Genomic DNA, 25,524 nt, shown 5'->3' with positions numbered 1-25,524 from the left:
CGGAGATCCGAACCCCATGACCTCTCCTGCCGAGAACCTCCTCCGCGTCGAGAAGGGCCACGCCGAGCCGGAGGAGCTGGCCGCCATCACGGCCGTCCTGCTGGCCCGTGCGGCCGCGTCCGAGTCCGCCGCGGCTCCCGCCCCGTCCCGCGGCCGCGACAAGGCCGGCTGGCGCCGCCTGGAGCGCACCCCGGGCTTCCGCGCCCCCCACTCCTGGCAGGGCTGACCCCTCGCCTTCTCTGGGCTTCAGCCGCCCCGTGTCCCCTTGTGGGGGTGCGGGGCGGTTTGCTTTTCCCCCACCCCGCCCCTTCCCGAAACCGGGGGCTCCGCCCCCGGACCCCCGTATCGCGCTGAACGCGCTCGTCCTCAAACGCCGGACGGGCTGAAAGGTTCAGCCCCTGCGGCGTTTGAGCAGATCCGAGCGGAGCTCGGATGCGGGGTCCGGGGCGGAGCCCCGGTTTCGGGAAGGGGCGGGGTGGGGGAGACAAAAAGGCCCCGCACCCCCACAAGGGGACACGGGGCCCGCGGGCCGTAGCCCGGGAAGATCTACCGAAGCCGCGCCATCAGCGCGTGCTCCACCAGCGTGATGAGCGCCGACTTCGCGTCCGCACGGTGACGCGCGTCCGTAGTGATGATCGGCGTGTCCGGCCCGATCTGCAGCGCCTCACGAACCTCGTCCGGCTGATACGGCTGCTGCCCGTCGAAGCCGTTGAGCGCGATCACGAACGGCAGACCCGAGTTCTCGAAGTAGTCCACCGCCGGGAAGCAGTCCGCCAGACGACGCGTGTCCACGAGCACGATCGCGCCGATCGCACCGCGCACCAGGTCGTCCCACATGAACCAGAAGCGGTCCTGGCCGGGCGTACCGAACAGGTACAGGATCAGGTCCTGGTCCAGGGTGATACGGCCGAAGTCCATCGCCACAGTCGTCGTCGTCTTGTCCCCCGTGTGGGTCAAGTCGTCGATCCCCGCGGACGCGGACGTCATCACGGCCTCGGTACGCAGCGGGTTGATCTCCGAGACGGCGCCCACGAACGTGGTCTTGCCCACGCCGAAGCCTCCCGCCACCACGATCTTCGCGCTGGTGGTGGAGCGGGCCGCACCGCCGCTAGAGCTTTCGAAGTCCACTGAGCACCCTTTCGAGCAGTGTCACATCAGGCTGGCCGCCGGCGTTCTCGTCGCCGCCGGGCTGGTGGATGGCCACGAGGCCGGCCTCGGCCAGGTCGGCGACGAGGATCCGGGCCACGCCGAGGGGGATGGAGAGCAGTGCCGAGACCTCGGCGACCGACTTGATCTCGTGGCACAGGTTGCAGATCCGCTGGTGCTCAGGGAGCTGGCCCTGGAGCTGGTGCGGCTGCGCGGTCGTGTGCACCAGCGCCTCGATGGCGAGCTGGTACCGCGGCCGGGTCCGTCCGCCCGTCATGGCGTACGGGCGGACGAGAGGGTTCTGCGCACGGCCGGGCGAGGCCTCGGGGGAGCGGGGTGCGGGCTGCACCGGCTGGATCCGGGGTGCCTGCTGCTGCTCGTAAGGGTCACGCGGCCGCTGCGGCGGTGCGAACCGCTCCTGATGGCTGGGTGTGGAGGGGAAGTTGTAGCGGTTGGGCGAGTTGTCGCCCTGGTTCTGGCCATACGACCAGTTCCCCGAAGACGAACCGTCTCGCGGTGTGGGACCTGCCACTGCTCCTCCTCCGACTTTCCCGGGCTTCCATCAAGTGGAGCCGCGTCCCGAAACTTTAAGGCCACGGGACGCGAATTCGCACTGCCTGTCTGTTAGTTGAGAAGGCTCCCCTGGAGCTCCGCACGCAGGTCCGGGGTGAGAACCGTGCCTGCGCGGTCGACCAAAAGGGCCATCTCGTACCCAATGAGACCGATGTCGGCCTCGGGGTGTGCGAGAACGGCGAGCGAGGAACCGTCCGAGATGGACATGAGGAAGAGAAACCCTCGCTCCATCTCCACAACGGTCTGGTTCACGAGGCCGCCCTCGAAGATGCGGGAGGCACCCGCGGTCAGCGAGGTCAGACCGGATGCGACGGCCGCCAGCTGGTCGGCGCGGTCGCGCGGGAACCCTTCGGACATCGCCAGAAGAAGTCCGTCGGCGGAGACCACCACCGTGTGCGACACCCCGGGGGTGTTGTCCACGAAGTTGGTGATCAACCAGTTCAGGTTCTGCGCCGCCTGGCTCATCGGGCTCACACTAACGCTCCTGGTTGTAGTTGCTGCCGGAGCCGAAGCCCTGGCCGTTCGTCTCATTGCCTGCGTCCCGCCCACGCTGCACGCCGCGGCGCAGGTTGCTCAGCCTGCCCCGGACGTCCTCGGGGGCGCGGGAGACCTGGGGGCCGCCCTGCGGGGTCTGTTCCGCGGTGCCCTCGACCAGATTGGCACGGGGGACCCGGCGCGGGAGGCCGGAGGAGGTGACCCCGCCCGCCCGCGGCTGCTTGAGCTGCTCGGCCCGCTGCCAGCGCACGTCGTTGGCGGACTGCCAGTCGTCGCTGCCGCTGCCGCTGCCGCCAGCCAGCAGACCGCGCGACTCCGAGCCGCCGTCGGCCTGCGGAGCGCTCGGCTGCGGACCGCCCGCGAGCGGACGCTGGGGCAGTGCGCCCTGGTCCTGGGGCCGGTCCGAACCGCCCTGCCACTGCTGGCCGTTGCCACCGCCGGCGGTGCCGCGGCGCGGCAGGCCCGCTTCGGTCGTCTCGTGGACGACGCTCGGCGAGGGACCCGCGGTGCCCGGCCCGTCGAAGCCTACGCCGTCGCGGTCGGCCGCGGGAGCGTCCGGAGCAGATTCCGCTTCGGCTCCGTAGCCGTCCGCGTACTGCTCCTGGTAGCCGCCCTGGTTCTGCCAGTCGGCCTGCCCGTTGTAGTCGCCGTAGCCGTCCTGCTGCGCGCCGGACCGGTCCGCGTAACCGGGTTCCGCATAGCCGGTGTCCTGGTAGCCGTCCTGCTGCGCGTACGCACCCTGCGGTACCGGCTCGTACGCGTCCTGCTGGTCGTAGCCGTTCTGGCTCTGGGCGTAGGCGCCCTGGTCCGCGTAGCCCTGCTCGCCCGGGTAACCGTCCTGCTGCGGGTACGCACCCTGCTGGTCGTAACCGTCCTGCCCGACCTCGTCGCGGAAGAGCGGACGGCCGTTCTGGTCGGCCGCCTGCGCCTCGAGCGCGGCGCGGCGCTCCTCGCGCATCAGCGAGCGGCCCACCGGGTCGAGCTCGCGCACGGCCTCGTCGCTGAGCGCCTGCTGCTCGTAGCGGCTGTCGTCGAAGCCGAGTTCGGCGGCGGTGCGCAGCGGCGCGGGGCCACCGGTCTCGTACGACTGCTGCTGCGGGATCATCTGCGAGACGGTGAACTCGCTCTCGGGCACCTCGGAGCCGCCGCCACCGTGGGTGATGACGTCCGGGAGCATGACGAGCGAGGTCGTGCCGGCCTGCTCGCCCGAGGGGCGCAGCTGGACGCGGACACCGTGCCGGTCCGCCAGGCGGCCGACCACGAACAGGCCCATGCGCTGGGAGATCGCGGCGTCCACGGTCGGCGGGTTGGCCAGCTTGTGGTTGATGTCCGCGAAGTCCTCGGCGGTCAGGCCGATGCCCTTGTCGTGGATCTCGATCATCACGCGGCCGTCCGGCAGACGGGTCGCGGTGACGCGCACCTTGGTCTGCGGCGAGGAGAACGTGGTGGCGTTCTCCAGGAGCTCGGCGAGCAGGTGCACGAGGTCGGTCACGGCGCGGCCGTGGATCTCGGCCTCCGGGACGCCGGTGAGCTCGATGCGCTCGTACTGCTCCACCTCGGAGGAGGCGGCGCGCAGCACGTCGACCAGCGGGACCGGCTGGTCCCAGCGGCGGCCCGGCTCCTCGCCGGCGAGGACCAGGAGGTTCTCGCCGTTGCGGCGCATACGGGTCGCGAGGTGGTCCAGGCGGAAGAGGTTCTCCAGCTGGTCCGGGTCGGCCTCGTTGTTCTCCAGGTCGGTGATCAGGGTCAACTGGCCCTCGATCAGCGACTGGTTGCGGCGCGACAGGTTGGTGAAGATCGCGTTGATGTTGCCCCGGAGCAGAGCCTGCTCGGCGGCGAGTCGTACGGCCTCGCGGTGCACCTGGTCGAAGGCGCGGGCGACCTCGCCGATCTCGTCGGTGGACGAGATCGGGATGGGCTGCACGCGGGTGTCGACCCGGCCGGGCTCGGTGCGCGAGAGCTGGTCGACGAGCATCGGCAGGCGCTGCTCGGCCACGTCGAAGGCGGCGGTGCGCAGGCGGCGCATCGAGCGGGACATCTGGCGGGCCATGAGCCCGGCGATGATGAACGCGGCGAGCAGGGCGGCGACCACGATCGCGCCGTTGACGTACGCGTCGGTCTTGGCGTCGGAGGAGATCTGCGCGGCGTCGGACACGGCCTTGTCGATGAGGTCGGTCTCGACGGCGCCGTAGCCGTCCATCTTGGCGGTGCCGAGCTCCAGCCAGACCTTGGCGTTGATGCCGTCCTTCTGGAGGGCGCCGCGCGGGTCGTCGGACTGGAAGGCCGCGGCCATCTTCGTCAGCGTGATGTCCATGGCCGGCAGGGCGCTGTACTGGCGGCTCTGCAGGCCGGTGTCGCCGTCCGCCTCCACGCCGGTGGCCTTCTGCTGCTTGGCCATCTCGGACTCGAGGGCCGCGACGTCCTCCTCCGAACCGCCGGAGACGTACTCGCCGATGGCGATGCTCTCCAGGTAGCGGTACGTGCTGAGCTGCCGCAGCTGCTCGGTCAGGACCTTCGGGTTCTGGCTCGGGCGGACGAGGATGTGCGTACCGATGGAGCGCTGGAGCGAGGCGGAGGCCTTGGCGAGCGAGACGGCGTAGACGGTACGGCCGTAGCTCGTCACGTTGCCCGACCCGAGGCTGAGCTCGTTGGCGAACTCCATCAGGAAGTGCTGGATGTCGGTGTACGCCTCTTCGGTCTTCAGCGGGTCCTGGGACCGCGTGTAGGCCTTCTTGCGTACGTCGGCGAGCTTGCCCTCGTTGGCCTGGAAGAGCTTGAGGCGGCGCTCGAGGCCGGCGTTGGCGGGCATGTCCGCGACGGCGGCGTCGAACTTCGCCTTGGCCTCGGCGGTGGCGTCCCTGAGCTTCTTGACCTGGTCGGTCTCGCCCTTGCTCTGGAGCAGGTCGGGCGCGGACAGGTCACGCTCGTTCAGCAGCGCCTGGCTGTAGTCGGCGGCCGCGCGCACCACGAGTGCGGTCTTCTCCGCGTCCTGCGCCTCGGACCAGGTGTCGATGGACCCCTTCACCTGGAAGCCGCCCATGACGAGGGCGACGAGCGCGGGTATGAGGAGGATCGCGTTCAGGCGTACGGGCACACGCCAGTTGCGCGGGGACAGCCGTCCCCCGCCGCCGGCCGGCGCGGGGTCGTTGCCCGGCATGGGCGCGGGAGCCACGGCCTCCCGCTGGGGCGGGGTGAAGTTGCCCCGCGCCGACGGCTCGGGACTGTTCTTGCTTCGCCTCACTCGACCAACAACCTCTCGGCGTCGGCACACCTACGCTGTGCCGCTGTCGTCTTCCGGCCCGGGTACGGGGCAGTTCGTTCAGCCCGCTACTACTGGGCAGTTCAGCGCATTCCAGCACGTCAGCGCAGGCGATTCCAAACGTTCGGAAGAAATGATTCCGGGTGATCTGCGCCTCACGTAAAACCGACATAAAGAGCGAGCCCCGCCAAATGGCGGGGCTCTTGTGAGCGCAGCGGTACCGAGTGACAGCACGCGGTGTCGGAGGGCCCGGAATTCTCTGTCGAAACGTTATGAACACACGGGCGGATCGTGTCAAACGACACAGAGTGCTCACACAGGTCTCACGGCAACATACGACAACTTCCGTATGTCCAGGAGCACTTGGCGTCTGCGGGCGACTACTTCAACCGTGCCATCAGCGCATGCTCGACCAGCGTGATCAGCGCGGACTTCGCATCCGCACGGTGTCGCGCGTCCGTCGTGATGATCGGGGTGTCGGGTCCGATCTGGAGCGCTTCACGCACTTCGTCCGGCTGGTACGGCTGGTGGCCGTCGAATCCGTTGAGCGCGATGACGAAAGGCAGCCCGGAGTTCTCGAAGTAGTCCACCGCCGGGAAGCAGTCCGCGAGCCGGCGGGTGTCCACGAGCACCACGGCGCCGATCGCACCCTTCACCAGGTCGTCCCACATGAACCAGAAGCGGTCCTGACCCGGCGTACCGAACAGGTACAGGATCAGGTCCTGGTCCAGCGTGATGCGGCCGAAGTCCATGGCCACCGTGGTGGTCGACTTGTTCCCGGTGTGGGTCAGGTCGTCGATGCCGGCCGAGGCCGAGGTCATCACGGCCTCGGTACGCAGCGGGTTGATCTCCGAGACGGAGCCGACGAACGTGGTCTTGCCCACGCCGAAGCCGCCCGCCACCACGATCTTCGCGCTGGTGGTGGCGGAACGTACGGCCTCGCCGCTAGAGCTTGCGAAGTCCACTGAGCACCCTCTCGAGCAGTGTTACGTCAGGCTGGCCGCCGGCGTTCTCGTCGCCGCCCGGCTGGTGGATGGCCACGAACCCGGCCTCGGCCAGGTCGGCGACCAGGATCCGGGCCACTCCCAGCGGCATGGTGAGCAGCGCCGAGACCTCCGCCACCGACTTGACCTCGCGGCACAGATGGCAGATCCGCTGGTGCTCGGGGAGCAGACCCTGCAGCTGCATCGGATCGGCCGTGGTGCTCACCAGGGCCTCGATGGCCAGCTGGTAGCGCGGCCGGGTCCGGCCGCCCGTCATGGCATACGGGCGCACCAGCGGCTGCTCTGCCTCCATGCCGTAGTCGGCCTGGGCGCCGTACGGATCGTGAGAGGCGGTGGGCGGGGTCATGAATCCTCCGGGCGGGACAGCAAGTTGTCAGTGCCGTCTGATGTGGCCGGTGGGGGGATCGCGGGGGGCGGCCGGACGGGTCGTACGGTTCGGGTGGGCGCCGTCAGTGCAGCAGGCTGCCCTGGAGCTCCGCGCGCAGGTCCGGGGTGAGGACCGTGCCGGCGCGGTCGACGAGCAGTGCCATCTCGTACCCGACGAGGCCGATGTCCGCCTCGGGGTGGGCGAGTACGGCGAGCGAGGAGCCGTCGGAGATCGACATGAGGAAGAGGAAGCCGCGCTCCATCTCCACCACGGTCTGGGCGACGTTCCCGCCCTCGAAGATCCTCGACGCGCCCGCGGTCAGCGAGGTCAGGCCGGAGGCGACCGCCGCCAGCTGGTCGGCGCGGTCACGCGGGAAACCCTCGGACAGGGCGAGCAGCAGACCGTCGGCCGAGACCACCACCGTGTGCGACACCCCGGGGGTGTTGTCCACGAAGTTGGTGATCAACCAGTTCAGGTTCTGTGCCGCCTGGCTCATCGGACTCAACTATCGCTCCTGCTGGTGAGAAGGGCTGGGGAAGGTACCGGTGTCGCCGGAGCCCGCCTGCCGGCCCTGCTGGATGCCCCGACGCAGATTCGTCAGGCGTCCACGGACATCGTCGGGACGGCGGGACACCTGCGGCCCGCCCTGGTGCTGCTGCTGTTCGGCCGTGCCCGCCACAAGGTTGGCGCGCGGCACACGGCGCGGCAGACCGGAGGTGGTGACGCCGCCCGCGGAGGGCTGACGCACCCGCTCGGCCTGACGGACGAGTTCGTCGTTGGGGGAGTTGCGCCACGCCGGACCGGCAGGGTTCTGCTGGGGGCGGGGCGGCACGGGAGCCTGCGCCGGACCCTGGTCCTGCTGCGCGGACTGCTGCTGCGCCTGCTGACCCTGCGGACCGCCGCGGAACCAGTTGGTCTCCAGCGTGTCGTACAGCGGGGTACGGCCGTCGCCGGGACCGCTCGCCGGCGGCAGGGCCCACGCGTCGCTGTCGGCCTGCTGCGGAGCGGGCTGCACCTGCTGCTGCGGCGGGACCGGCTGCGGGGGGACGGCCTGCGGCGGCACGGGCTGCTGACCAGGGCGCTGGGCCGGCGGCCGCGGGATGCCGAAGTCGGCGGTGTCCCGTGCGCCGCGCGGCTGCGCGGGCTGGCCCTGCGAGCCGGGCTGACCCTGCTGACTGTGCTGCCCGGGCTGACCCTGCTGGCCGGGCTGGGCGAACTGGCCGGTGGCGCCGGGGCCTTGGGGCCGGGCGAACTGACCGGTGGTGTCCTGCGCCTGGGGGCGCGCGAACTGGCCGGTGTCCTGGCCCTGCGGACGCTGCGGCACGGGCGGGTTGGGTATCCCGGCCGGACGCGGCCCGTTGAAGTCGGGGCGGTCGAACTGGGCCGTGGAGCCCGGGCCCTGGCGGTCGTCCCGGCCGGCGCCCGGACGCCCGAAGCGACCGGTGGTCTCCGGCTCCTCGTGCCCGCGCGGGTGCTCCTGCGGAATGTCCTTGCCCCAACTGGGCGTACGGGCCTGGGGGTTGCCGCCGGGCAGCTCGGCACGCGGACCGCCCTTGGGCGGCAGCTGACGGCCGTCGCCCTGCGCACCCTGGCCGCCCTGCGCGCGCTGCGGCTGCGGAGCCGCGGGCTGCTGGGCACCGGCCGGCTGGCCGGGACCACGGCCGCCCTGGCCGGCTGCCGGGGCAGCACCGCCGCGCGGACCGCCGAAGGCGTTGCCGCCGGTGCCGCCCGCCTGAGGTGCGGTGGGCCGCGGCGCGGCCGGACCGCCGTCGCGGCCGGGCAGCGCCGCCCGCGGACCGGAGCCCGCGACCTGGCCGCGCTGCGGGGGAGCGGCGAGCCGGCCCGACTGCCCGTTGTTCGAAGTCTGCTGACGCGCGGCCGCGGCGCCCGCCGCGGCCTGGGCTATCCCGCCGCCGCCCGCGCCGGCACCCGGCGAGGCCGGGGCCTTCTTGCCGCCCTGGGCGACATCGACGGGCAGCATGACGAGCGCGGTCGTACCGCCGGAGTCCGAGGGACGCAGCTGGATACGGATGCCGTGGCGCTGCGACAGACGGCCGACCACGAACAGACCCATGCGGCGCGAGACCGAGACGTCCACGGTGGGCGGCGAGGCGAGCCGCTCGTTGATCGCCGCGAGGTCCTCGGGCGACAGACCGATACCGGTGTCGTGGATCTCGATCAGGACGCGCCCGTCGGGCAGCGCGTGACCGGTCACCTTGACCTTGGTCTGCGGCGAGGAGAACGAGGTGGCGTTCTCGAGCAGCTCGGCGAGCAGGTGCACGAGGTCGTTGACCACGCGGCCGGCGACCTCGGTCGCGGGCACCGCGGCCAGTTCGATGCGCTCGTACTGCTCCACCTCGGAGGCGGCGGCGCGGAGCACGTCGACCAGCGGAACCGGGCGGGTCCAGCGGCGGCCGGGCTCTTCACCGGCGAGAACGAGGAGGTTCTCACCGTTACGGCGCATGCGGGTCGCGAGGTGGTCGAGCTTGAACAGCGAGGACAGCTGGTCCGGGTCGGCCTCGCGCGACTCCAGCTCGGAGATGAGCGAGAGCTGACGCTGGATGAGGCCCTGCGAACGGCGCGAGAGGTTGGTGAACATCGCGTTGACGTTGCCCCGCAGGAGGGCCTGCTCGGCGGCGAGGCGGACGGCCTCGCGGTGCACGTCGTCGAAGGCCGCGGCCACCTGGCCGATCTCGTCCCGGGAGTGCACACCGACGGACTCGACGGAGGTGTCGACGTCCTGCGGGTCGGCCTCCGAGAGCTGCTTGACCAGCTCGGGCAGCCGGTCCTGGGCGACCTTGGTCGCGGTGTCCTGGAGCCGGCGCAGCGAGCGGATCATGGACCGCGCCACGACGAACGCGCCGATCAGCGAGATGCCGAGGACGAGCAGGATGATCGCACCGTTGAGGATGGCGGACTGCTCGGACTCGTTACGGAGCTTGCGGGCCTCCTGCTCCATCTCGTTGAGCAGCTGCGTCTCGATGAGGCGCATGTTGCCGATCTTGGTGTCGGCCTGGTCGGTCCAGTCGCGGTACGAGCGGGGCGCCTCGTTCTTCATGCCCTTGGAGCTCTCGAGGACGCGCTTCGCGTAGGCCTCGGACTCCTCGATGTCCGCGGGGCCGTCCTCGAGCGTCCGCATCAGCTCGCTGGCGTCGCCGCCGGCGTCCTCGTACGCGCGGGACACGCTGTTGCGGGCGGCCGTCTCGCTGTCGAAGGCCGCGTAGCCGTAGAGGCGGTCGGTGTCGGAGATCTCGCCGCGCTTGCTGTCGTTGTCCGGGAGCGCGGCCGCGATGACGGCGCGCTGGATCGACGCGTACTCCTTGGCGGAGGAGAAGGCGGAGAGGATGCGCGTGCGCTGGATGATCTCCGGGTTGCTGGTCGCGAGCGCCATGTCGCGGGAGAGGTCCAGGAGCTGCTCGATCAGACGGTTGTAGCGCTGGATCGTCTGTGAGCTCGGGGCATCGCCCTGGTACGCGTCCCTGCGGATGTCCTTGAGGTCCGCGAGCTGCTGCGCGATCTGCGTCAGGTCCTGCCGGATCGCCTTGAGCGCCGGGTCGTCCCGCTCTTCGTTGAGGCCGATGGTGGCCTTCAGGAACTGCTCCTGCTCGGACCGGGTCCGGTCCTGCAGGCCGACGATCTCCGTGGCCTTGAGGGAGGTCCCGGTCGACAGCGGACCGGCCGACTTGTCCCGCTCCTCCTGGAGCGCGTTGGCCAGCTCGGTGGCGCTCTTGGTCATCTCCGTGAGCAGCTTCATGTTGTCGAGCTGCTCGATCTCGTCCATCGACTCGTTGATCCGCAGCGCACCGAGCGACGTGGCCGCGACCACGGGCAGGGCGAGCAGCGAGACGAGACGGGTGGAGATACGCCAGTTGCGCAGGGCTATCCGGGGGCCGGGACCCTTGGGGGTCCGGCTGCCCGGGGCAGGGGTGGTCGGACCTCCTGCCGAGGCACCGCCCGTGGGCCGCTCGGTGTCACCGGCCGGTGAGGAGCCCGAGGCGTGCGGGGGTGCGGAGTTGCCTGGGGTGGGGCCGGTCCCGCCGCGCAGCTCCGGCTCGGCCACCCCTCCGGTCTGGCGGCCCTGGGGAGACCCCGAGCCGTCCCTCTTGAAACGTCCCTGCACTAGCGTCGCAACCTCTGGACCAGGCGTCCCCCCGCGTAGACGGTGGGACGGTGTCGGCGTTGTGGAGCGAAATGCCCCGGTGGTCGTCAGTGACCGGCGCGTCTTCCCCCTTTTCCCACCGCCGCTCGACGCTGCGTTGCGCCATGCGCGCCGGCTCATACCCGCGGCGGTCCCGGGAATTCCAGCACAGTGCCGGATCTCCAACAAGGGCCAGGTATCGGGCCGTGACCTGCGTGACGCCACGTGAGGAGAGGGTCACAAGGCGTAGAGCGGGATCCGCTGCATAGCGGACATATGGCAGTGAACTGCTTACGGGGCGGGGGTGTCCCAGTCGCCATGATCAGAATCGGAATGATGGCTTCAGCTACGGAATGTCCGTTCCGTGGCGCGGAGTTGGGGTGCCCGTATGCCCGATTCGTCCGCACCCTGGTGAGCAAACTCACATGCTGATCACGGCTGGAACCCGCCACCGCAAGGAATGTGCATGTTTAGCCTGACGCTTTACAGGGATGGCCTGTTCGACAAGCGGCCATGTACGCCAGCAGAGACCACCAGAGACCAGAGGTCAGTTCAGCCGTGAAGACGACTCCGATGTTCCGTATAGCCAACCCGCGCCGCACCACCCTGGCGCACCTCGCGGACGCGACGGACCTCGACGGGCTCCAGCCCGCCGAGCACACCACGGAGCTGCCCACCAACACGGCCAACCCCCGCCGCACGGTTCTGCAGAACGCCCCGGCCACCCCGGAGCCCGTGGTGATCACCGTCGCGGACGCGGTCGCCAAGTAACCGTCTCCGACGCGGCCGCCCGGCAGTCACCGAGCGGCCGCCGCGCAGTCGCCGAAGCGGCCGCCGCACAGGCGCCCTTTGCACGGCACCCTGCCGCGGGCTCGCACCGGACGTTATCGGCGAGCCCGCAGCAGTCCGATCGCGTTAGCCTGAAGCCTCAACGATCCCAGGTCGCGACCACCGGCTCCGCAAGGACCCCGGTCGCAGCTCCCCAGCAGGAATCAAGAGGCATCCGTGCGCATCGCCAGATTCTCCATCGACGGCAATGTCGCCTTCGGCGCGGTCGAGGAAGGCCCCGACGGCCTCGTGCTCGACATCATCAAGGGCATCCCGTACGCGGACTTCGAGCTCAGCGGCGTCAAGGTGCCGCTCGCCAAGGTCCGCCTCCTTCCGCCCGTGATCGGCAACAAGATCGTGGCGTTCGGCCGCAACTACGCGGAGCACGCCAAGGAGCTCGGCAACGAGGTGCCCGACGCCCCGTTCGCCTTCTTCAAGCCGACCACGTCGATGGTCGGCGACGGCGACCCCATCGAGTACCCGGGCTTCTCGAACGAGCTGCACCACGAGGCCGAGCTCGCCGTCGTCATCGGCCGCATGTGCCGCGAGGTCCCGCGCGAGCGCGTCAAGGACGTCATCTTCGGCTACACCTGCGCCAACGACGTCACGGCCCGCGACGTGCAGAAGCGCGAGAAGCAGTGGGCCCGGGCCAAGGGCTTCGACAGCTCCTGCCCGATCGGCCCGTGGGTCGAGACCGAACTCGACCCGAGCGACCTCGCGATCCAATGCACGGTCAACGGCGAGCAGCGCCAGCTCGGCTCGACGAGCCAGATGATCCACTCCATCGAGGATCTGATCGTCAACATCACCGAGGCGATGACCCTGCTCCCGGGCGACGTCATCCTGACCGGCACCCCCGCGGGCGTCGGCCCCCTCAACGTCGGCGACGAGGTCGCCGTCACCATCCAAGGCATCGGCACTCTCACCAACAAGGTGATCAAGCGTGGCTAACTCCCCTGACGGCACGGACGCAAGCATCCGCGTCCGCTTCTGTCCCTCGCCGACCGGCAACCCGCACGTGGGCCTGGTCCGCACCGCCCTGTTCAACTGGGCCTTCGCCCGGCACAACGGCGGCACCATGGTCTTCCGCATCGAGGACACCGACGCGGCCCGCGACTCCGAGGAGTCGTACGAGCAGCTGCTCGACTCGATGCGCTGGCTCGGCCTGACCTGGGACGAAGGCCCCGAGGTGGGCGGCCCGCACGCCCCCTACCGCCAGTCGCAGCGCATGGACCTCTACAAGGAGGTCGCGGACAAGCTGGTCGCCGGCGGCTTCGCGTACCCCTGCTACTGCACCACCGAGGAGCTGGACGCCCGCCGCGAGGCCGCCCGCGCCGCCGGCAAGCCCTCCGGCTACGACGGGCAGTGCCGCGACCTGAGCGCCGAGCAGATCCAGGCGTACGAGGCCGAGGGCCGCAGCCACATCATCCGCTTCCGCATGCCCGACGAGGCCACCACCTTCACCGACCTGGTGCGCGGCGAGATCACCGTCCAGGCGGAGAACGTCACGGACTACGGCATCGTGCGCGCCAACGGCGCCCCGCTGTACACCCTGGTGAACCCCGTCGACGACGCGGCCATGGAGATCACCCACGTCCTGCGCGGCGAGGACCTGCTCTCCTCGACCCCCCGCCAGATCGCGCTCTACAAGGCCCTGATCGAGCTCGGCTACGCCAAGACGATCCCGGCCTTCGGCCACCTCCCGTATGTGATGGGCGAGGGCAACAAGAAGCTCTCCAAGCGCGACCCGCAGGCCTCGCTGAACCTCTACCGCGAGCGCGGCTTCCTGCCCGAGGGCCTCCTCAACTACCTCTCCCTCCTGGGCTGGTCGTTCTCCGCGGACAAGGACGTCTTCACGGTCGCCGAGCTGATCGAGAAGTTCGACATCGCGGACGTGAACGCCAACCCGGCCCGCTTCGACCTGAAGAAGGCCGAGGCGATCAACGCCGACCACATCCGCATGCTCGACGTCGCGTCCTTCACGGCCGCCTGCGAGCCCTGGCTGAAGGCCCCGCACGCCAACTGGGCCCCCGAGGACTTCGACCAGGCGAAGTGGGAGGCCATCGCCCCGCACGCCCAGACCCGCCTCCAGGTCCTCTCGGACATCACGGCCAACGTCGACTTCCTGTTCCTGAAGGAGCCGGTCGAGGACGAGGCCTCCTGGACCAAGGCCATGAAGGGCGACCCGGTCGCGCTGCTCACCACGGCCCGCGCCAAGCTCGAAGCGGCCGACTGGTCGGACCCGGAGTCCCTCAAGAACGCGGTCCTGGCCGCCGGCGAGGAGCACGGCCTCAAGCTCGGCAAGGCCCAGGCCCCGGTCCGCGTCGCGGTCACCGGCCGCACCGTCGGCCTGCCGCTCTTCGAGTCCCTGGAGATCCTCGGCAAGGACAAGAGCCTGGCCCGCATCGACGCGGCCCTGGCGAAGCTCGCCGCCTGAGCCGACTCCTGGACGAGGCGCATAAGCGATAAGTCGCCGAAAGGCCCGGAACCGCCACGGTTTCCGGGCCTTTCGCGTACGTTCGGGCCCATGCCCACCCACCGCGACGACCGCATGATCAAGGCCATCGTCTGGGACATCGACGACACGATCTTCGACTACGCCTCGGCCGACTCCCTCGGCATGCAGGCCCACCTGACGGCCGAGGGCCTCACCACCCGCACCCTCGACGACTGGAAGCGGATCACGCGCGAGCACTGGGCCCGCTTCGAGGCGGGGCTCGTCGACTGGGAGGGGCAGCGCCGCGACCGCGTGCGGGCCTTCACCGGCGAGCAGCTCTCCGACGCCGAGGCGGACAACTGGTTCGAGCGTTATCTCGGTCACTACGAGGCCGCCTGGTCGCTCTTCCCCGACACGCTCCCCGCGCTCGACGCCCTCGCCGGCGCCTACCGGCACGGCATCCTCTCCAACTCCTCGCTCCTCAACCAGGACCGCAAGCTGCGTACCCTCGGCGTGCGCGACCGCTTCGAGGCCGTCCTGTGCGCCGCTGAACTGGGCGTGGCCAAGCCGGAGGCGGCCGCCTTCCATGCCGCGTGCGAGGCGATGGGGCTCGCGCCGCACGAGGTGGCGTACGTGGGCGACCAGCCCGACACCGATGCCCGGGGAGCCGTCGAGGCGGGACTCCTGGGGATCTGGCTGGACCGCGCGGGCCTGGGCGGCAGGAGTGAACTCCTGCGTATCAGGAGCCTGGAGGAGCTCCCCGGGGTGCTGGCAGGCAATACCCGTTTTGGAGCGCCGGACTCCTTCGGGTAATGTTCTTCCTGCGCCGCGAACGAGGGGGAACCCCGGGAGAGGCGCAGAACACAGAACAAGATCCCGGCCAGGGGTTGCGTTTTGATGGCCTATGGTGTAATTGGCAGCACGACTGATTCTGGTTCAGTTAGTCTTGGTTCGAGTCCAGGTAGGCCAGCTCGCAGAGCTCATCTGCACCGCGGATCATGATCCGCAAAGCCCCCGTTGTGTAGCGGCCTAGCACGCTGCCCTCTCAAGGCAGTAGCGCCGGTTCGAATCCGGTCGGGGGTACAGATCCTTCCCGTGAGGACAGTTCGGGTCGCACCCACTGACCTCAATGCAGGATCGCTAGGGCCCCCGTTGTGTAGCGGCCTAGCACGCCGCCCTCTCAAGGCGGTAGCGCCGGTTCGAATCCGGTCGGGGGTACACGAAACGGAATCCCCTTTCCTCCGGGAAAGGGGATTCCGTGTTTTCCGGCTTCGGTTTCCCGGTCCCGGCCGTTTCGGGCTAAGTACTCATGAACCGCCGCCCGGATTCATCCGTCTCCGCGAGCCGGCGCAGGCTGAGCAGCACCGGCTCGTACAGGACCGTGAGCGCGACCGCGGCCTCCACCCGCTCCTCGTCCGGGAAGCGCGCCACCAAGTCCAGCTCGGTGACCGACAGTTGGGCGGCGGTGCGGGCGTACGGCAGCAACTCCTCGATGCCGCACGGATATCCGAGCCGCGTCAGGGCCGCCACCGCGGTCACGAGCGTCCCGTAAGCCGGTGAACTCGGCCCGGCGCCACGGGAGTCGTCCCAGTCCAGCTGCTCGAAGAGCTTCGCCACCTCGTGGCGGGCGCGTTCGGTCGCCGGGTCGTCCTCCTCCGGCAGGGGCGCGTGGGGGAGTGCCTCGACCGCGACGCCGATCCGGCTGTGCTGGTCGAGGGAGTCGTCGGCGAGTGCGGCGATCACCTCGCGGGTCGTGCTCACCGGGACCCGGCCCACCTGGATCAGCGCGCGCACGAGCCGCAACCGGCGCAGGTGCTCCTCGCCGTACTCGGCCTGGGTGGCCGTGATCCGGCGGCCCGGCTGCAGCAGGCCCTCGCGCAGGTAGTACTTGATCGTGGCGGTCGAGACGCCGCTCTGCTCGCTCAGTTCCGAGAGCTTCATGTCGCCCTTGCGCCCTTCATTGGAGAGTGGCACTATCTAAACATGGATAGCGACGCTATCCAACACTCATGGAGGAGGGGACCTCATGAGCACCGAAGTGATCACCGAGCGCAGGACCGCGGCCGCCGAGGGCGACATCGTCGTGTTCCACATCGGGATGCGCATCAACAAGTGGCGGGCGGTGCGCCGTTGGCTGCCCGTCTTCCTGGCCATGCCGGGCATGCTGCGCGAGCTGTCCGAGGACAAGGAGTCCGGACTGCTCGGCTACCGGCTGATGTTCGCCGGCCCGCGCGTGCCGTACATCGTCCAGTACTGGGAGTCGAAGGAGAAGCTCCTGGCCTACGTCTCCGCCGCGGACAAGAAGCACCGGCCGGCCTGGGGCGCGTACAACAAGGCGGCGCGCAACTCCGGTGGGGCGGTGGGGATTTGGCACGAGACGTATCTGGTGCCGGCCGGCGGCTACGAGAGCATCTACGTCAACATGCCGGAGTTCGGCCTCGGTGCCGCACACGGCACTCAGCCGGTCGCCCGTCGCGGGGATCGCGCGGCCGACCGGCTGAAGGCGGTCTGAGAGATTTCGTTCTTCGGGAGTTCGCGAGCTTCGGGAGTTCGCGAGCTTCCAGAGCTTCGAGAGGTCGAGAGGTCGTACGGGAAGCAGGGGCGCTCATGGACGGTGGGCGCCAACTCGGAGGGTCCGCCGCGGCGTTGAGGCGGGCCCTCCTTCATGCGGGGGCGGGGCTCAGCCCGAGCGGCGCAGCGCCTCGGAGAGGCGGGCGGCCGCGTCGATGACGGCCTGGGCGTGCATCCGGCCCGGGTGCCGGGTCAGGCGCTCGATGGGGCCGGAGACCGAGACGGCCGCGACCACGCGGTTGGACGGACCGCGTACGGGCGCCGAGACCGAGGCCACGCCCGGCTCGCGCTCGCCGATGGACTGGGCCCAGCCCCGGCGGCGTACGCCCGAAAGCGCCGTGGCCGTGAAGCGGGCGCCCTGGAGGCCGCGGTGCAGGCGCTCCGGCTCCTCCCAGGCCATCAGGATCTGCGCGGAGGAGCCTGCCTTCATGGTGAGCGTGGAGCCGACCGGGACGGTGTCCCGCAGGCCGGACAGGCGCTCGGCCGCGGCCACGCAGATGCGCATGTCGCCCTGGCGGCGGTAGAGCTGGGCGCTCTCGCCCGTCACGTCGCGCAGGTGCGTGAGCACCGGTCCCGCGGTCGCGAGCAGGCGGTCCTCGCCGGCCGCCGCCGCGAGCTCCGCGAGCCGGGGGCCGAGAATGAAACGGCCCTGCATGTCACGCGCCACCATGCGGTGGTGCTCAAGGGCCACGGCAAGGCGGTGTGCCGTGGGTCGTGCCAGTCCTGTCGCCGCGACCAGCCCTGCGAGGGTGGCCGGACCGGACTCCAGGGCGCTCAAGACCAGAGCCGCCTTGTCGAGAACGCCGACGCCGCTAGAGTTGTCCATGCGTCGATATTCGCGTCTCACTCTGTGAAACGCAAGTTCAAATTTCCCGGGAACTTGCCACCCTGTACGGACGACGGCCCGGGGACCAGCGGGTCAGGCGGCGGACGTCCGGCACGTGGGGAACGGACGTAGCCGTCACACATCTCTAGTTGAGCCGGGCACTGGTGGCCGGCCGGAGGGAAAGCGATGGGTAGGACACTCGCGGAGAAGGTCTGGGACGACCACGTCGTCCGGCGCGCCGAGGGCGAGCCCGACCTCCTCTACATCGATCTGCACCTGCTGCACGAGGTGACCAGCCCGCAGGCCTTCGACGGCCTCCGCAAGAGCGGCCGGCAGGTGCGGCGCCTCGACCTCACCATCGCGACCGAGGACCACAACACCCCCACCCTCGACATCGACAAGCCGATCGCGGACCCCGTGTCCCGCGCCCAGCTGGAGACGCTGCGCAAGAACTGCGCGGACTTCGGCGTACGGCTGCACTCCCTGGGCGACGTCGAGCAGGGCGTCGTGCACGTGGTGGGACCGCAGCTGGGCCTGACCCAGCCGGGCACCACCGTCGTGTGCGGTGACTCCCACACCTCCACCCACGGTGCCTTCGGCGCCCTGGCGTTCGGCATCGGCACCTCGCAGGTGGAGCACGTGCTGGCCACGCAGACGCTGCCGCTGGCGCGTCCGAAGACGATGGCCATCACGGTCGAGGGCGACGAACTGCCCGAGGGCGTCACGGCGAAGGACCTGATCCTGGCCATCATCGCGAAGATCGGCACGGGCGGCGGCCAGGGCTACATCCTCGAATACCGCGGCCCCGCCATCGAGAAGCTCTCGATGGAAGCCCGCATGACCATCTGCAACATGTCGATCGAGGCCGGTGCCCGCGCGGGCATGATCGCCCCCGACGAGACCACCTTCGAGTACATCAAGGGCCGCGACCACGCCCCGAAGGGCGAGGACTGGGACGCCGCCGTCGCGTACTGGAAGACCCTGAAGACCGACGAGGACGCGGTGTTCGACGCCGAGGTCGTCATCAAGGCCGAGGAACTCTCGCCGTTCGTCACCTGGGGCACCAACCCCGGCCAGGGCGCGCCCCTGTCGGCCAACGTCCCCGACCCGGCTTCGTACGAAGACGCTTCGGAGCGCCTGGCGGCCGAGAAGGCCCTGGAGTACATGGGTCTTGAGGCCGGCCAGCCGCTGCGCGACATCAAGGTGGACACCGTCTTCGTCGGTTCCTGCACCAACGGCCGTATCGAGGACCTGCGGGCGGCCGCCGCGATCGTCGAGGGCCGCAAAATCGCCGACGGCGTACGGATGCTGATCGTGCCGGGTTCGGCGCGTGTGGGTCTGCAGGCCGTGTCCGAGGGCCTGGACAAGGTGTTCAAGGAGGCCGGCGCCGAATGGCGGCACGCGGGCTGCTCGATGTGTCTGGGCATGAACCCCGACCAACTCGCCCCGGGCGAGCGCTCCGCGTCCACCTCCAACCGCAACTTCGAGGGCCGGCAGGGCAAGGGCGGCCGCACCCACCTGGTCTCGCCCCAGGTCGCCGCCGCCACCGCGGTGCTGGGCCACTTGGCCTCGCCCGCCGACCTGTCCGAAGCCGACGCCCGTACGCCCGCTGGAGTCTGATCAGCCATGGAAGCATTCACCACGCACACCGGCCGGGCCGTCCCGCTGCGCCGCAGCAACGTCGACACCGACCAGATCATCCCCGCCCACTGGCTCAAGAAGGTCACGCGCGACGGGTTCGAGGACGGGCTCTTCGAGGCCTGGCGCAAGGACCCGGAGTTCATCCTCAACCGCGAGGAGCGCCAAGGCGCCACGGTCCTGGTCGCCGGCCCCGACTTCGGTACGGGTTCCTCGCGTGAGCACGCCGTCTGGGCCCTGCAGAACTACGGCTTCAAGACGGTCATCTCCTCCCGCTTCGCCGACATCTTCCGCGGCAACTCGCTGAAGAACGGCCTGCTCACCGTGGTCCTCGACCAGAAGATCGTGGACGCCCTGTGGGAGCTGACCGAGAACGACCCGACGGCCGAGATCACCGTCGACCTCCAGGAGCGCCAGGTGCGCGCCGAGGGCGTCACCGCCGACTTCGAGCTGGACGAGAACTCCCGCTGGCGGCTGCTCAACGGCCTGGACGACATCAGCATCACCCTCCAGAACGAGGCGGACATCGCGGCGTACGAGACGAGCCGCCCCGCCTACAAGCCGCGCACCGTCCAGGTGTGATGGGCCATTCGGGCACCTGAGCCCGACGAGTTTTCCGAACCGCGGTCTGCGTGCAGGCCGCGGTTCGGCGTTTTGAGCCCGTACGGCATCAAGTCCTCGTACATGCAGGCGAGTTGGCCGCGTACGGCAGGCGCCGCACCGGCCGTACGCGTGGAGCGACTTCAGACCTCCGGCCGCCCCGAAAACCCCTTCTACGCGGCACGCTGAGACCTCGTGAGGCGACAACTCAGGCCAGATGGCACAATCGGTGCATGGAACGCGAACGCCAACTCGAGCTCTACGGCGAGGTCGCGGACCAGCTGAAAGAGGCGCACCGCAAGGTGCGCGCACTGCAAGTACCGGAGAGCGTACGGATGGCGCTGACCCGGAAGCTGCTGGTCATTACGGCCGCGGCCAAACACGACCTCGCCGATGCGGCAAGACGCCTTGGGCAGTTCATGGACGAGCTGGACGCAAGGGCCTTATCCGATGGCGGATCCGCGGACGGAACTCCCTGAACCCCTCAGTGCGCTGCGGTTGAAGCCCCAGTTCGCTGCTGCGGGTGGGTGATTCGCCCGTTTCGTGTTTGATTTGCGGTATATATCTGCCTAACGTGCGAAAAAGCCAGAACAGATTCGTTCCGGCAATGTCTCCGAAGGGGAAGACGTGAACAAGGCGCAGCTCGTAGAAACGATTGCCGACAAGCTCGGTGGCCGTCAGCAGGCCTCCGACGCGGTCGACGCCGTACTCGACGCCATCGTCCGTGCCGTTGTCAGTGGCGACCGTGTGTCGGTCACGGGCTTCGGTTCGTTCGAGAAGGTCGACCGCCCGGCCCGCTACGCGCGCAACCCGCAGACCGGCGAGCGTGTCCGGGTCAAGAAGACCTCGGTGCCGCGCTTCCGTGCGGGCCAGGGCTTCAAGGACCTCGTGAGCGGCTCGAAGAAGCTCCCGAAGAACGACGTGGCCGTCAAGAAGGCCCCCAAGGGCAGCCTCTCCGGCGGTGCTTCCGCGACGGTGAAGAAGGCCGCGGCCAAGAAGGCCACCGCCAAGAAGACCGCCGCGAAGAAGACCACGGCGGCGAAGAAGACCACCGCCAAGAAGACCACGGCGGCCAAGAAGACCACCGCCAAGAAGGCGACGACCGCCAAGAAGGCGACCACCGCCAAGAAGGCCACGGCGAAGAAGACCACGGCCAAGAAGGCGGCTCCGGCCAAGAAGGCGACGGCGAAGAAGACCGCCCCCGCCAAGAAGGCCACGGCGAAGAAGGCGCCCGCCAAGAAGTCCACGGCGCGCAAGACCACCGCCAAGAAGGCCACCGCCAGGAAGAAGTGACGGCGGCGGTACCGCCTCGCAGGGCTCACTCACACGCCGGGCCGGTCCCCTCACGGGGGGACCGGCCCGCGGTGTGTCCGCCCCGTGCCCTGTGCGCCGTACGGAGTTCAAGGGTGCGGCGGGTGCCCGATACGCTGCGGGCATGCAGGCCACCGCGTACACGTACGACCCCGTCACCCGCAGCGGCAGTGTGCTCCTCGACGACGGCACGCCCGTCGACTTCCCCGCCGAGGCCTTCGACGCCGGCGGACTCAGGCTGCTGCGGCCCGGTCAGCGGGTGCGGATCGAGGTCGAGGGCGAGGGCGACGCCCGGCGGATCACGCTGGTGACGCTCCAGACCTTCTGAGCACGCGCCACTTCTCGCGAACCGGGGTCACGCCGGTGATTCCGCGGACCTTCTGAACATCTCGGCGCTGCGCGGCCCGAGTCCCAGGCGGTGTGCCGCCTGAAGGTCCGCCCAGGTGTCCACGTCCTGACGGACGCTGTCGACGCCGGACAGGGCCAGTTCGACCGCCCCGGACGCCGTGTGCCGGGCCCGTGAGGCGCCGCCGAATGCGGGGGCCAATTCCGTGCCGGGGCCGGCCGACAGCAGAGTCGTACCGATTCCTGCGGCATCCGCCAGAAATGCGCGCGGGAATTGCGCGGCGGCATCGAGCACCGCGGTCAATTCGGCCGGGCGCAGCGCCGGCAGATCCGCGTTGAGCGCCGCGACCGCCGCGTGCGGGCGCAGGGACCGTACGGCCCGCTCCCCGTGCCGGAGCGCGGCGTTCAGGCCGGTGGCCGGCTCGTCGCGCACGATACGGGCGCCGAGTGCCGTGAGTTCCCGCCCGGCCAGCTCGTCGTCCGTGACGACCACCACATCCCGTACCGCCGGACAGGCCGCGACGGCCGCCACCGTGTCCTGGGCGAACGCCAGGGCCAGCGAAGGGCGCAGCGGTGCCGTCACCGGCTCCGCGAGCCTGCTCTTCGCCCGGGCCAAGGGCTTCAGGGGTATGACCAGGGTCCACGCCAGCGGAGTGGTCCGGCCGTCGTCGGTGCGCATCGCGCCCATTCTGGCCCGCGGGAAGGGGCTGTGGAGGCAGTGGGGTCGGCAGGTGGCGAAGCCAATGCCACCGAGGGTGGACCCGCAGGGGTGGGCGTACGGTGTTCTCGACAGACCGGGGACCTGGGGCGACACTTGTGCGGCCGCCCACCCGGCGCATCACCCCGGAGCAGCAGGTCCGTAGAGGAAGGTGTCCGAGTGCCCCGCCGCAGAATCGGCTTCTGGTACCGCCTTGCGGCGGTCATCGCCAAACCGCCGCTGATTGTTCTCCTCAAGCGGGACTGGCGCGGGATGGAACACATTCCGGCCGAGGGCGGATTTATCACCGCGGTGAACCACAATTCGCATGTGGACCCATTCGCATACGCCCATTTTCAGTACAACACCGGACGTGTGCCGCGTTTCCTCGCCAAGCACGGGCTTTTCAAGAGCGGATTTGTCGGCAAGGTGATGCGGGGGACCGGACAGATCCCCGTCTACCGCGAGTCCACGGACGCCCTGAGCGCCTTCCGCGCCGCCATCGACGCGGTCGAGCGCGGGGAATGCGTCGCTTTCTATCCGGAGGGCACCATCACGCGTGACCCGGACCAGTGGCCGATGACCGCGAAGACCGGTGCCGCCCGCGTGGCCCTTCAGACCAAGTGCCCGGTCATCCCCGTGGCCCAGTGGGGCGCCAACGAACTGCTGCCCCCGTACGCGAAGAAGCCGAACCTCTTCCCGCGCAAGACCAGCCACGTGCTCGCCGGCCCGCCGGTGGACCTTTCGGCCTTCTACGACCGGGAGATGACCCCCGAACTCCTTCAGGAGGCAACGGAGGTCATCATGCGCCGCATCACCGGCCTGCTCGAGGAACTGCGCGGCGAGAAGGCGCCCGAGAAGCCCTACGACCCGCGTCTCGCGCGGATCGAGCAGCGCCGCAAGCTGGCGGCGGCCAAGGGCGAGGCCGCGGGGGCAGGCGCAGGGAACGGCGAACGCGAAGGCGAGGACGAGAAGAAGTGACTGCACCGGTGAAGGCGGCCGTCTTCGGTACGGGTTCGTGGGGGACGGCCTTCGCGATGGTGCTCGCGGACGCGGGCTGCGAGGTGACGCTCTGGGGCCGCAGGCCCGAGCTCGCCGAGGCGCTCAACTCCACGCGCAGGAACCCCGACTACCTCCCGGACGTCGAACTCCCCGAGCGGGTACGGGCGACGACGGATGCCGCCGAGGCCGCGGCCGGCGCGGAGTTCACGGTGCTCGCCGTGCCCTCGCAGACCCTGCGAGCCAACCTCACCGCCTGGACCCCGCTGCTCGAGCCGGACACCGTCCTCGTCTCGCTCATGAAGGGCGTCGAGCTCGGCTCCGCGATGCGCATGAGCGAGGTGATCGCCGACGTCACCAAGGTGCCCGCCGAGCGCATCGCCGTGGTCACCGGTCCCAACCTGGCCCGTGAGATCGCCGCACGGCAGCCCGCCGCCTCCGTGGTCGCCTGCACCGACGAAGCGGTGGCCCAGCGGCTTCAGTCCGCCTGCCACACGCCGTACTTCCGCCCGTACACGAACACCGACGTGGTCGGCTGCGAACTCGGCGGCGCGGTCAAGAACGTGATCGGGCTCGCGGTCGGCATCGCCGACGGCATGGGCCTCGGCGACAACACCAAGGGCTCGCTGATCACCCGCGGACTCGCCGAGACCACCCGGCTCGGCCTCGCGATGGGCGCCGACCCGCTGACGTTCTCCGGACTCGCGGGCCTGGGCGACCTGGTGGCGACCTGCTCCTCGCCGCTCTCGCGCAACCACACCTTCGGCACGAACCTCGGCAGGGGCATGACCCTGGAGGAGACCATCGCGGTCACCAAGCAGACCGCCGAGGGTGTCAAGTCCTGTGAATCCGTGGCCGATCTGGCCCGGCGGCACGGGGTCGAGATGCCGATCACGGACACCGTGGTGGACATCGTGCACAACGGGAAGCCGCCGCTGGTCGCGCTCAAGGAGCTCATGTCGCGCAGCGCGAAGTCCGAGCGTCACTGACCGTCACGTCCTTCGTGAGCGCGTGCCGGGGCTCCCAGGGGCGCGGTCACGCAAGGTAGTCTCAGCTTGATATGAGCAGCGAGATCTCGTCCCAGAACCCCCCTGCCGCGGAGCCGCACATCGATGCGGTCGCCACTTCTGGAGGGAATGTCCGCAAGCCGCGCGTGGCCGTCGTGTTCGGCGGGCGCAGTTCCGAGCACGGCATCTCGGTCGTGACGGCCGGTGCGGTCCTCCATGCGATCGACCGCACCAAGTACGACGTGCTGCCCATCGGCATCACGTCCGACGGCCGCTGGATGCTGACCGCCGACGAGCCCGAGCGGATGGCGATCGCCGACCGCAAGGTTCCCACCGTCGAAGAGGTCGCGGAGAACAGCGAGGGCGGCGTCATCCTGCCGGTCGACCCCGCCAACCGCGAGGTCGTCTACACCGAGCCCGGCTCCGTGCCGAAGGCGCTCGGCGAGGTCGACGTGGTCTTCCCGATGCTGCACGGCCCCTACGGCGAGGACGGCACCCTCCAGGGCCTCCTCGAACTGTCCGGAACGCCCTACGTGGGCTCCGGAGTTCTGGCCTCCGCGGTCGGCCAGGACAAGGAGTACATGAAGCGCGTCTTCACCTCCTTCGGCCTCGCGGTGGGCCCGTACATGGTGATCCGCCCGCGTCAGTGGCACGCCGACCGGGCCGCCGTCCGCCAGGAGATCGCCGAGTTCGCCGGTGAGCACGGCTGGCCGCTGTTCGTGAAGCCCGCCCGCGCCGGCTCCTCCTTCGGCATCACCAAGGTCGACTCCTTCGACGGCCTGGACGAGGCCATCGAGGAGGCGCAGCGCCACGACCCGAAGATCCTCATCGAGGCCGGGATCAAGGGCCGCGAGATCGAGTGCGGGGTCCTGGAGTTCGAGGACGGGCCGCGCGCGAGCGTGCCGGCCGAGATCCCGCCGGTCACCGACCACGCGTTCTACGACTTCGAGGCCAAGTACATCGACTCGGCCTCCGGCATCGTGCCCGCCCCGCTCACGCCCGAGCAGACCGCCGAGGTGCAGCGGCTCGCGGTCGCGGCCTTCGAGGCGGCGAGCTGCGAGGGCCTGGTGCGCGCGGACTTCTTCCTCACCGAGGACGGGGAGTTCGTGATCAACGAGATCAACACGATGCCCGGATTCACGCCCATCTCCATGTACCCGCGCATGTGGCAGGAGAGCGGCGTCTCGTACCCGGAGCTGGTGGACCGCCTGGTGCAGGCGGCGCTCAGCCGCTCGACCGGCCTGCGCTGACGCGAGGAAGCGCCGGCACGACGACCGCGAAAA

The 25,524-nt window shown here is 69.9% G+C and carries 25 protein-coding genes and 3 tRNA genes; 17 read left to right on the top strand and 11 right to left on the bottom strand.

Features of this window, described 5'->3' with window-relative positions; all coding sequences use genetic code 11:
- Positions 1-16: 16 nt before the first annotated feature.
- The gene (locus BLT97_RS07550; protein WP_093607984.1) at positions 17-226 is read left to right on the top strand and encodes an acyl-CoA carboxylase subunit epsilon; all 210 of its coding nucleotides are present in this window, start codon (positions 17-19) and stop codon (positions 224-226) included.
- 320 nt (positions 227-546) lie between these two features.
- Here the strand turns inward: BLT97_RS07550 and BLT97_RS07540 are convergent, their stop codons facing one another.
- The 8 genes from BLT97_RS07540 to BLT97_RS07505 all read right to left on the bottom strand — a co-directional run bounded on the left by BLT97_RS07540 (position 547) and on the right by BLT97_RS07505 (position 10,964).
- The gene (locus BLT97_RS07540) at positions 547-1,128 is read right to left on the bottom strand and encodes a GTP-binding protein (protein WP_093607982.1); all 582 of its coding nucleotides are present in this window, start codon (positions 1,126-1,128) and stop codon (positions 547-549) included.
- Positions 1,109-1,678: a DUF742 domain-containing protein gene (locus BLT97_RS07535; protein ID WP_093607981.1), complete on the bottom strand. Its 570-nt coding sequence runs from the start codon at positions 1,676-1,678 to the stop codon at positions 1,109-1,111. The genes BLT97_RS07540 and BLT97_RS07535 overlap by 20 nt, the downstream gene beginning before the upstream one ends.
- Before the next feature lie 92 nt (positions 1,679-1,770).
- The gene (locus BLT97_RS07530) at positions 1,771-2,184 is read right to left on the bottom strand and encodes a roadblock/LC7 domain-containing protein (RefSeq protein WP_093608336.1); all 414 of its coding nucleotides are present in this window, start codon (positions 2,182-2,184) and stop codon (positions 1,771-1,773) included.
- Positions 2,185-2,194: 10 nt separating this feature from the next.
- Positions 2,195-5,455: a sensor histidine kinase gene (locus BLT97_RS07525; protein ID WP_093607980.1), complete on the bottom strand. Its 3,261-nt coding sequence runs from the start codon at positions 5,453-5,455 to the stop codon at positions 2,195-2,197.
- A 398-nt stretch (positions 5,456-5,853) separates the two neighbouring features.
- Positions 5,854-6,438 carry a GTP-binding protein gene (locus BLT97_RS07520; protein WP_093607979.1) on the bottom strand — a complete coding sequence of 195 codons (585 nt, stop codon included), beginning with the start codon at positions 6,436-6,438 and terminating at the stop codon, positions 5,854-5,856.
- Positions 6,419-6,823, bottom strand: coding sequence for a DUF742 domain-containing protein (locus BLT97_RS07515; RefSeq protein WP_093607978.1), 405 nt, complete (start codon positions 6,821-6,823; stop codon positions 6,419-6,421). The genes BLT97_RS07520 and BLT97_RS07515 overlap by 20 nt, the downstream gene beginning before the upstream one ends.
- 103 nt (positions 6,824-6,926) lie before the next feature.
- Positions 6,927-7,340, bottom strand: coding sequence for a roadblock/LC7 domain-containing protein (locus BLT97_RS07510; RefSeq protein ID WP_176953686.1), 414 nt, complete (start codon positions 7,338-7,340; stop codon positions 6,927-6,929).
- Positions 7,341-7,349: 9 nt separating this feature from the next.
- The gene (locus tag BLT97_RS07505; RefSeq protein WP_093607976.1) at positions 7,350-10,964 is read right to left on the bottom strand and encodes a sensor histidine kinase; all 3,615 of its coding nucleotides are present in this window, start codon (positions 10,962-10,964) and stop codon (positions 7,350-7,352) included.
- 576 nt (positions 10,965-11,540) lie between these two features.
- Here BLT97_RS07505 and BLT97_RS07500 point away from each other — a divergent pair.
- From BLT97_RS07500 to BLT97_RS07470, 7 genes are all read left to right on the top strand, one after another.
- Positions 11,541-11,753 carry a hypothetical protein gene (locus BLT97_RS07500; RefSeq protein WP_093607975.1) on the top strand — a complete coding sequence of 71 codons (213 nt, stop codon included), beginning with the start codon at positions 11,541-11,543 and terminating at the stop codon, positions 11,751-11,753.
- Between the two features lie 234 nt (positions 11,754-11,987).
- Positions 11,988-12,761, top strand: coding sequence for a fumarylacetoacetate hydrolase family protein (locus tag BLT97_RS07495; protein ID WP_093607974.1), 774 nt, complete (start codon positions 11,988-11,990; stop codon positions 12,759-12,761).
- Positions 12,754-14,247: a glutamate--tRNA ligase gene (gene gltX, locus BLT97_RS07490; protein ID WP_093607973.1), complete on the top strand. Its 1,494-nt coding sequence runs from the start codon at positions 12,754-12,756 to the stop codon at positions 14,245-14,247. Before BLT97_RS07495 ends, gltX begins: the two co-directional genes overlap by 8 nt.
- 90 nt (positions 14,248-14,337) lie before the next feature.
- A complete protein-coding gene (locus BLT97_RS07485; protein ID WP_245769201.1) occupies positions 14,338-15,060 on the top strand; it encodes an HAD family hydrolase in 723 nt (240 codons plus the stop codon).
- A gap of 85 nt (positions 15,061-15,145) precedes the next feature.
- A tRNA-Gln gene (locus tag BLT97_RS07480) sits at positions 15,146-15,217 on the top strand.
- A gap of 40 nt (positions 15,218-15,257) precedes the next feature.
- Positions 15,258-15,330, top strand: a tRNA-Glu gene (locus tag BLT97_RS07475).
- 62 nt (positions 15,331-15,392) lie between these two features.
- Positions 15,393-15,465, top strand: a tRNA-Glu gene (locus BLT97_RS07470).
- An 81-nt stretch (positions 15,466-15,546) separates the two neighbouring features.
- Here BLT97_RS07470 and BLT97_RS07465 read toward each other — a convergent pair.
- On the bottom strand, positions 15,547-16,188 hold the full coding sequence (locus BLT97_RS07465; protein WP_176953709.1) for a MerR family transcriptional regulator: 642 nt from the start codon (positions 16,186-16,188) through the stop codon (positions 15,547-15,549).
- An 85-nt stretch (positions 16,189-16,273) separates the two neighbouring features.
- On the opposite strand from BLT97_RS07465, the gene BLT97_RS07460 reads away from it, so the two are divergent.
- Positions 16,274-16,759 carry a DUF4188 domain-containing protein gene (locus tag BLT97_RS07460; RefSeq protein WP_093607971.1) on the top strand — a complete coding sequence of 162 codons (486 nt, stop codon included), beginning with the start codon at positions 16,274-16,276 and terminating at the stop codon, positions 16,757-16,759.
- Between the two features lie 168 nt (positions 16,760-16,927).
- On the opposite strand, the gene ndgR is transcribed toward BLT97_RS07460, so the two are convergent.
- On the bottom strand, positions 16,928-17,644 hold the full coding sequence (ndgR, locus tag BLT97_RS07455) for an IclR family transcriptional regulator NdgR (protein ID WP_026278050.1): 717 nt from the start codon (positions 17,642-17,644) through the stop codon (positions 16,928-16,930).
- A gap of 186 nt (positions 17,645-17,830) precedes the next feature.
- On the opposite strand from ndgR, the gene leuC reads away from it, so the two are divergent.
- The 5 genes from leuC to BLT97_RS07430 all read left to right on the top strand — a co-directional run bounded on the left by leuC (position 17,831) and on the right by BLT97_RS07430 (position 21,521).
- The gene (leuC, locus tag BLT97_RS07450; RefSeq protein ID WP_093607970.1) at positions 17,831-19,264 is read left to right on the top strand and encodes a 3-isopropylmalate dehydratase large subunit; all 1,434 of its coding nucleotides are present in this window, start codon (positions 17,831-17,833) and stop codon (positions 19,262-19,264) included.
- Positions 19,265-19,270: 6 nt separating this feature from the next.
- Entirely contained in the window at positions 19,271-19,864 is a 594-nt protein-coding gene (leuD, locus tag BLT97_RS07445) for a 3-isopropylmalate dehydratase small subunit (protein WP_093607969.1), read from the top strand.
- 251 nt (positions 19,865-20,115) lie between these two features.
- The gene (locus BLT97_RS07440; protein WP_093607968.1) at positions 20,116-20,361 is read left to right on the top strand and encodes an SCO5555 family protein; all 246 of its coding nucleotides are present in this window, start codon (positions 20,116-20,118) and stop codon (positions 20,359-20,361) included.
- A gap of 148 nt (positions 20,362-20,509) precedes the next feature.
- Positions 20,510-21,175 carry an HU family DNA-binding protein gene (locus BLT97_RS07435; protein WP_093607967.1) on the top strand — a complete coding sequence of 222 codons (666 nt, stop codon included), beginning with the start codon at positions 20,510-20,512 and terminating at the stop codon, positions 21,173-21,175.
- A 142-nt stretch (positions 21,176-21,317) separates the two neighbouring features.
- Positions 21,318-21,521 (top strand): hypothetical protein, encoded by a 204-nt coding sequence (locus tag BLT97_RS07430; protein WP_093607966.1) that lies wholly within the window; start codon positions 21,318-21,320, stop codon positions 21,519-21,521.
- Positions 21,522-21,548: 27 nt separating this feature from the next.
- On the opposite strand, the gene cofC is transcribed toward BLT97_RS07430, so the two are convergent.
- Positions 21,549-22,187, bottom strand: a complete 639-nt coding sequence (gene cofC, locus BLT97_RS07425) for a 2-phospho-L-lactate guanylyltransferase (RefSeq protein WP_093608334.1) — start codon at positions 22,185-22,187, stop codon at positions 21,549-21,551.
- Positions 22,188-22,415: 228 nt separating this feature from the next.
- On the opposite strand from cofC, the gene BLT97_RS07420 reads away from it, so the two are divergent.
- The 3 genes from BLT97_RS07420 (at position 22,416) to BLT97_RS07410 (ending at position 25,491) form a co-directional block, all read left to right on the top strand.
- Positions 22,416-23,216 (top strand): lysophospholipid acyltransferase family protein, encoded by an 801-nt coding sequence (locus BLT97_RS07420; protein WP_093607965.1) that lies wholly within the window; start codon positions 22,416-22,418, stop codon positions 23,214-23,216.
- Positions 23,213-24,223, top strand: a complete 1,011-nt coding sequence (locus BLT97_RS07415; RefSeq protein ID WP_093607964.1) for an NAD(P)H-dependent glycerol-3-phosphate dehydrogenase — start codon at positions 23,213-23,215, stop codon at positions 24,221-24,223. The genes BLT97_RS07420 and BLT97_RS07415 overlap by 4 nt, the downstream gene beginning before the upstream one ends.
- 71 nt (positions 24,224-24,294) lie before the next feature.
- A complete protein-coding gene (locus tag BLT97_RS07410; RefSeq protein WP_093607963.1) occupies positions 24,295-25,491 on the top strand; it encodes a D-alanine--D-alanine ligase family protein in 1,197 nt (398 codons plus the stop codon).
- Positions 25,492-25,524 lie beyond the last annotated feature (33 nt).

The organism is Streptomyces indicus (assembly GCF_900100315.1).
GTDB lineage: Bacteria > Actinomycetota > Actinomycetes > Streptomycetales > Streptomycetaceae > Streptomyces > Streptomyces indicus.
Note: the sequence above shows the minus strand (reverse complement) of the source record. Positions and strands in the feature narration are given on the sequence as shown.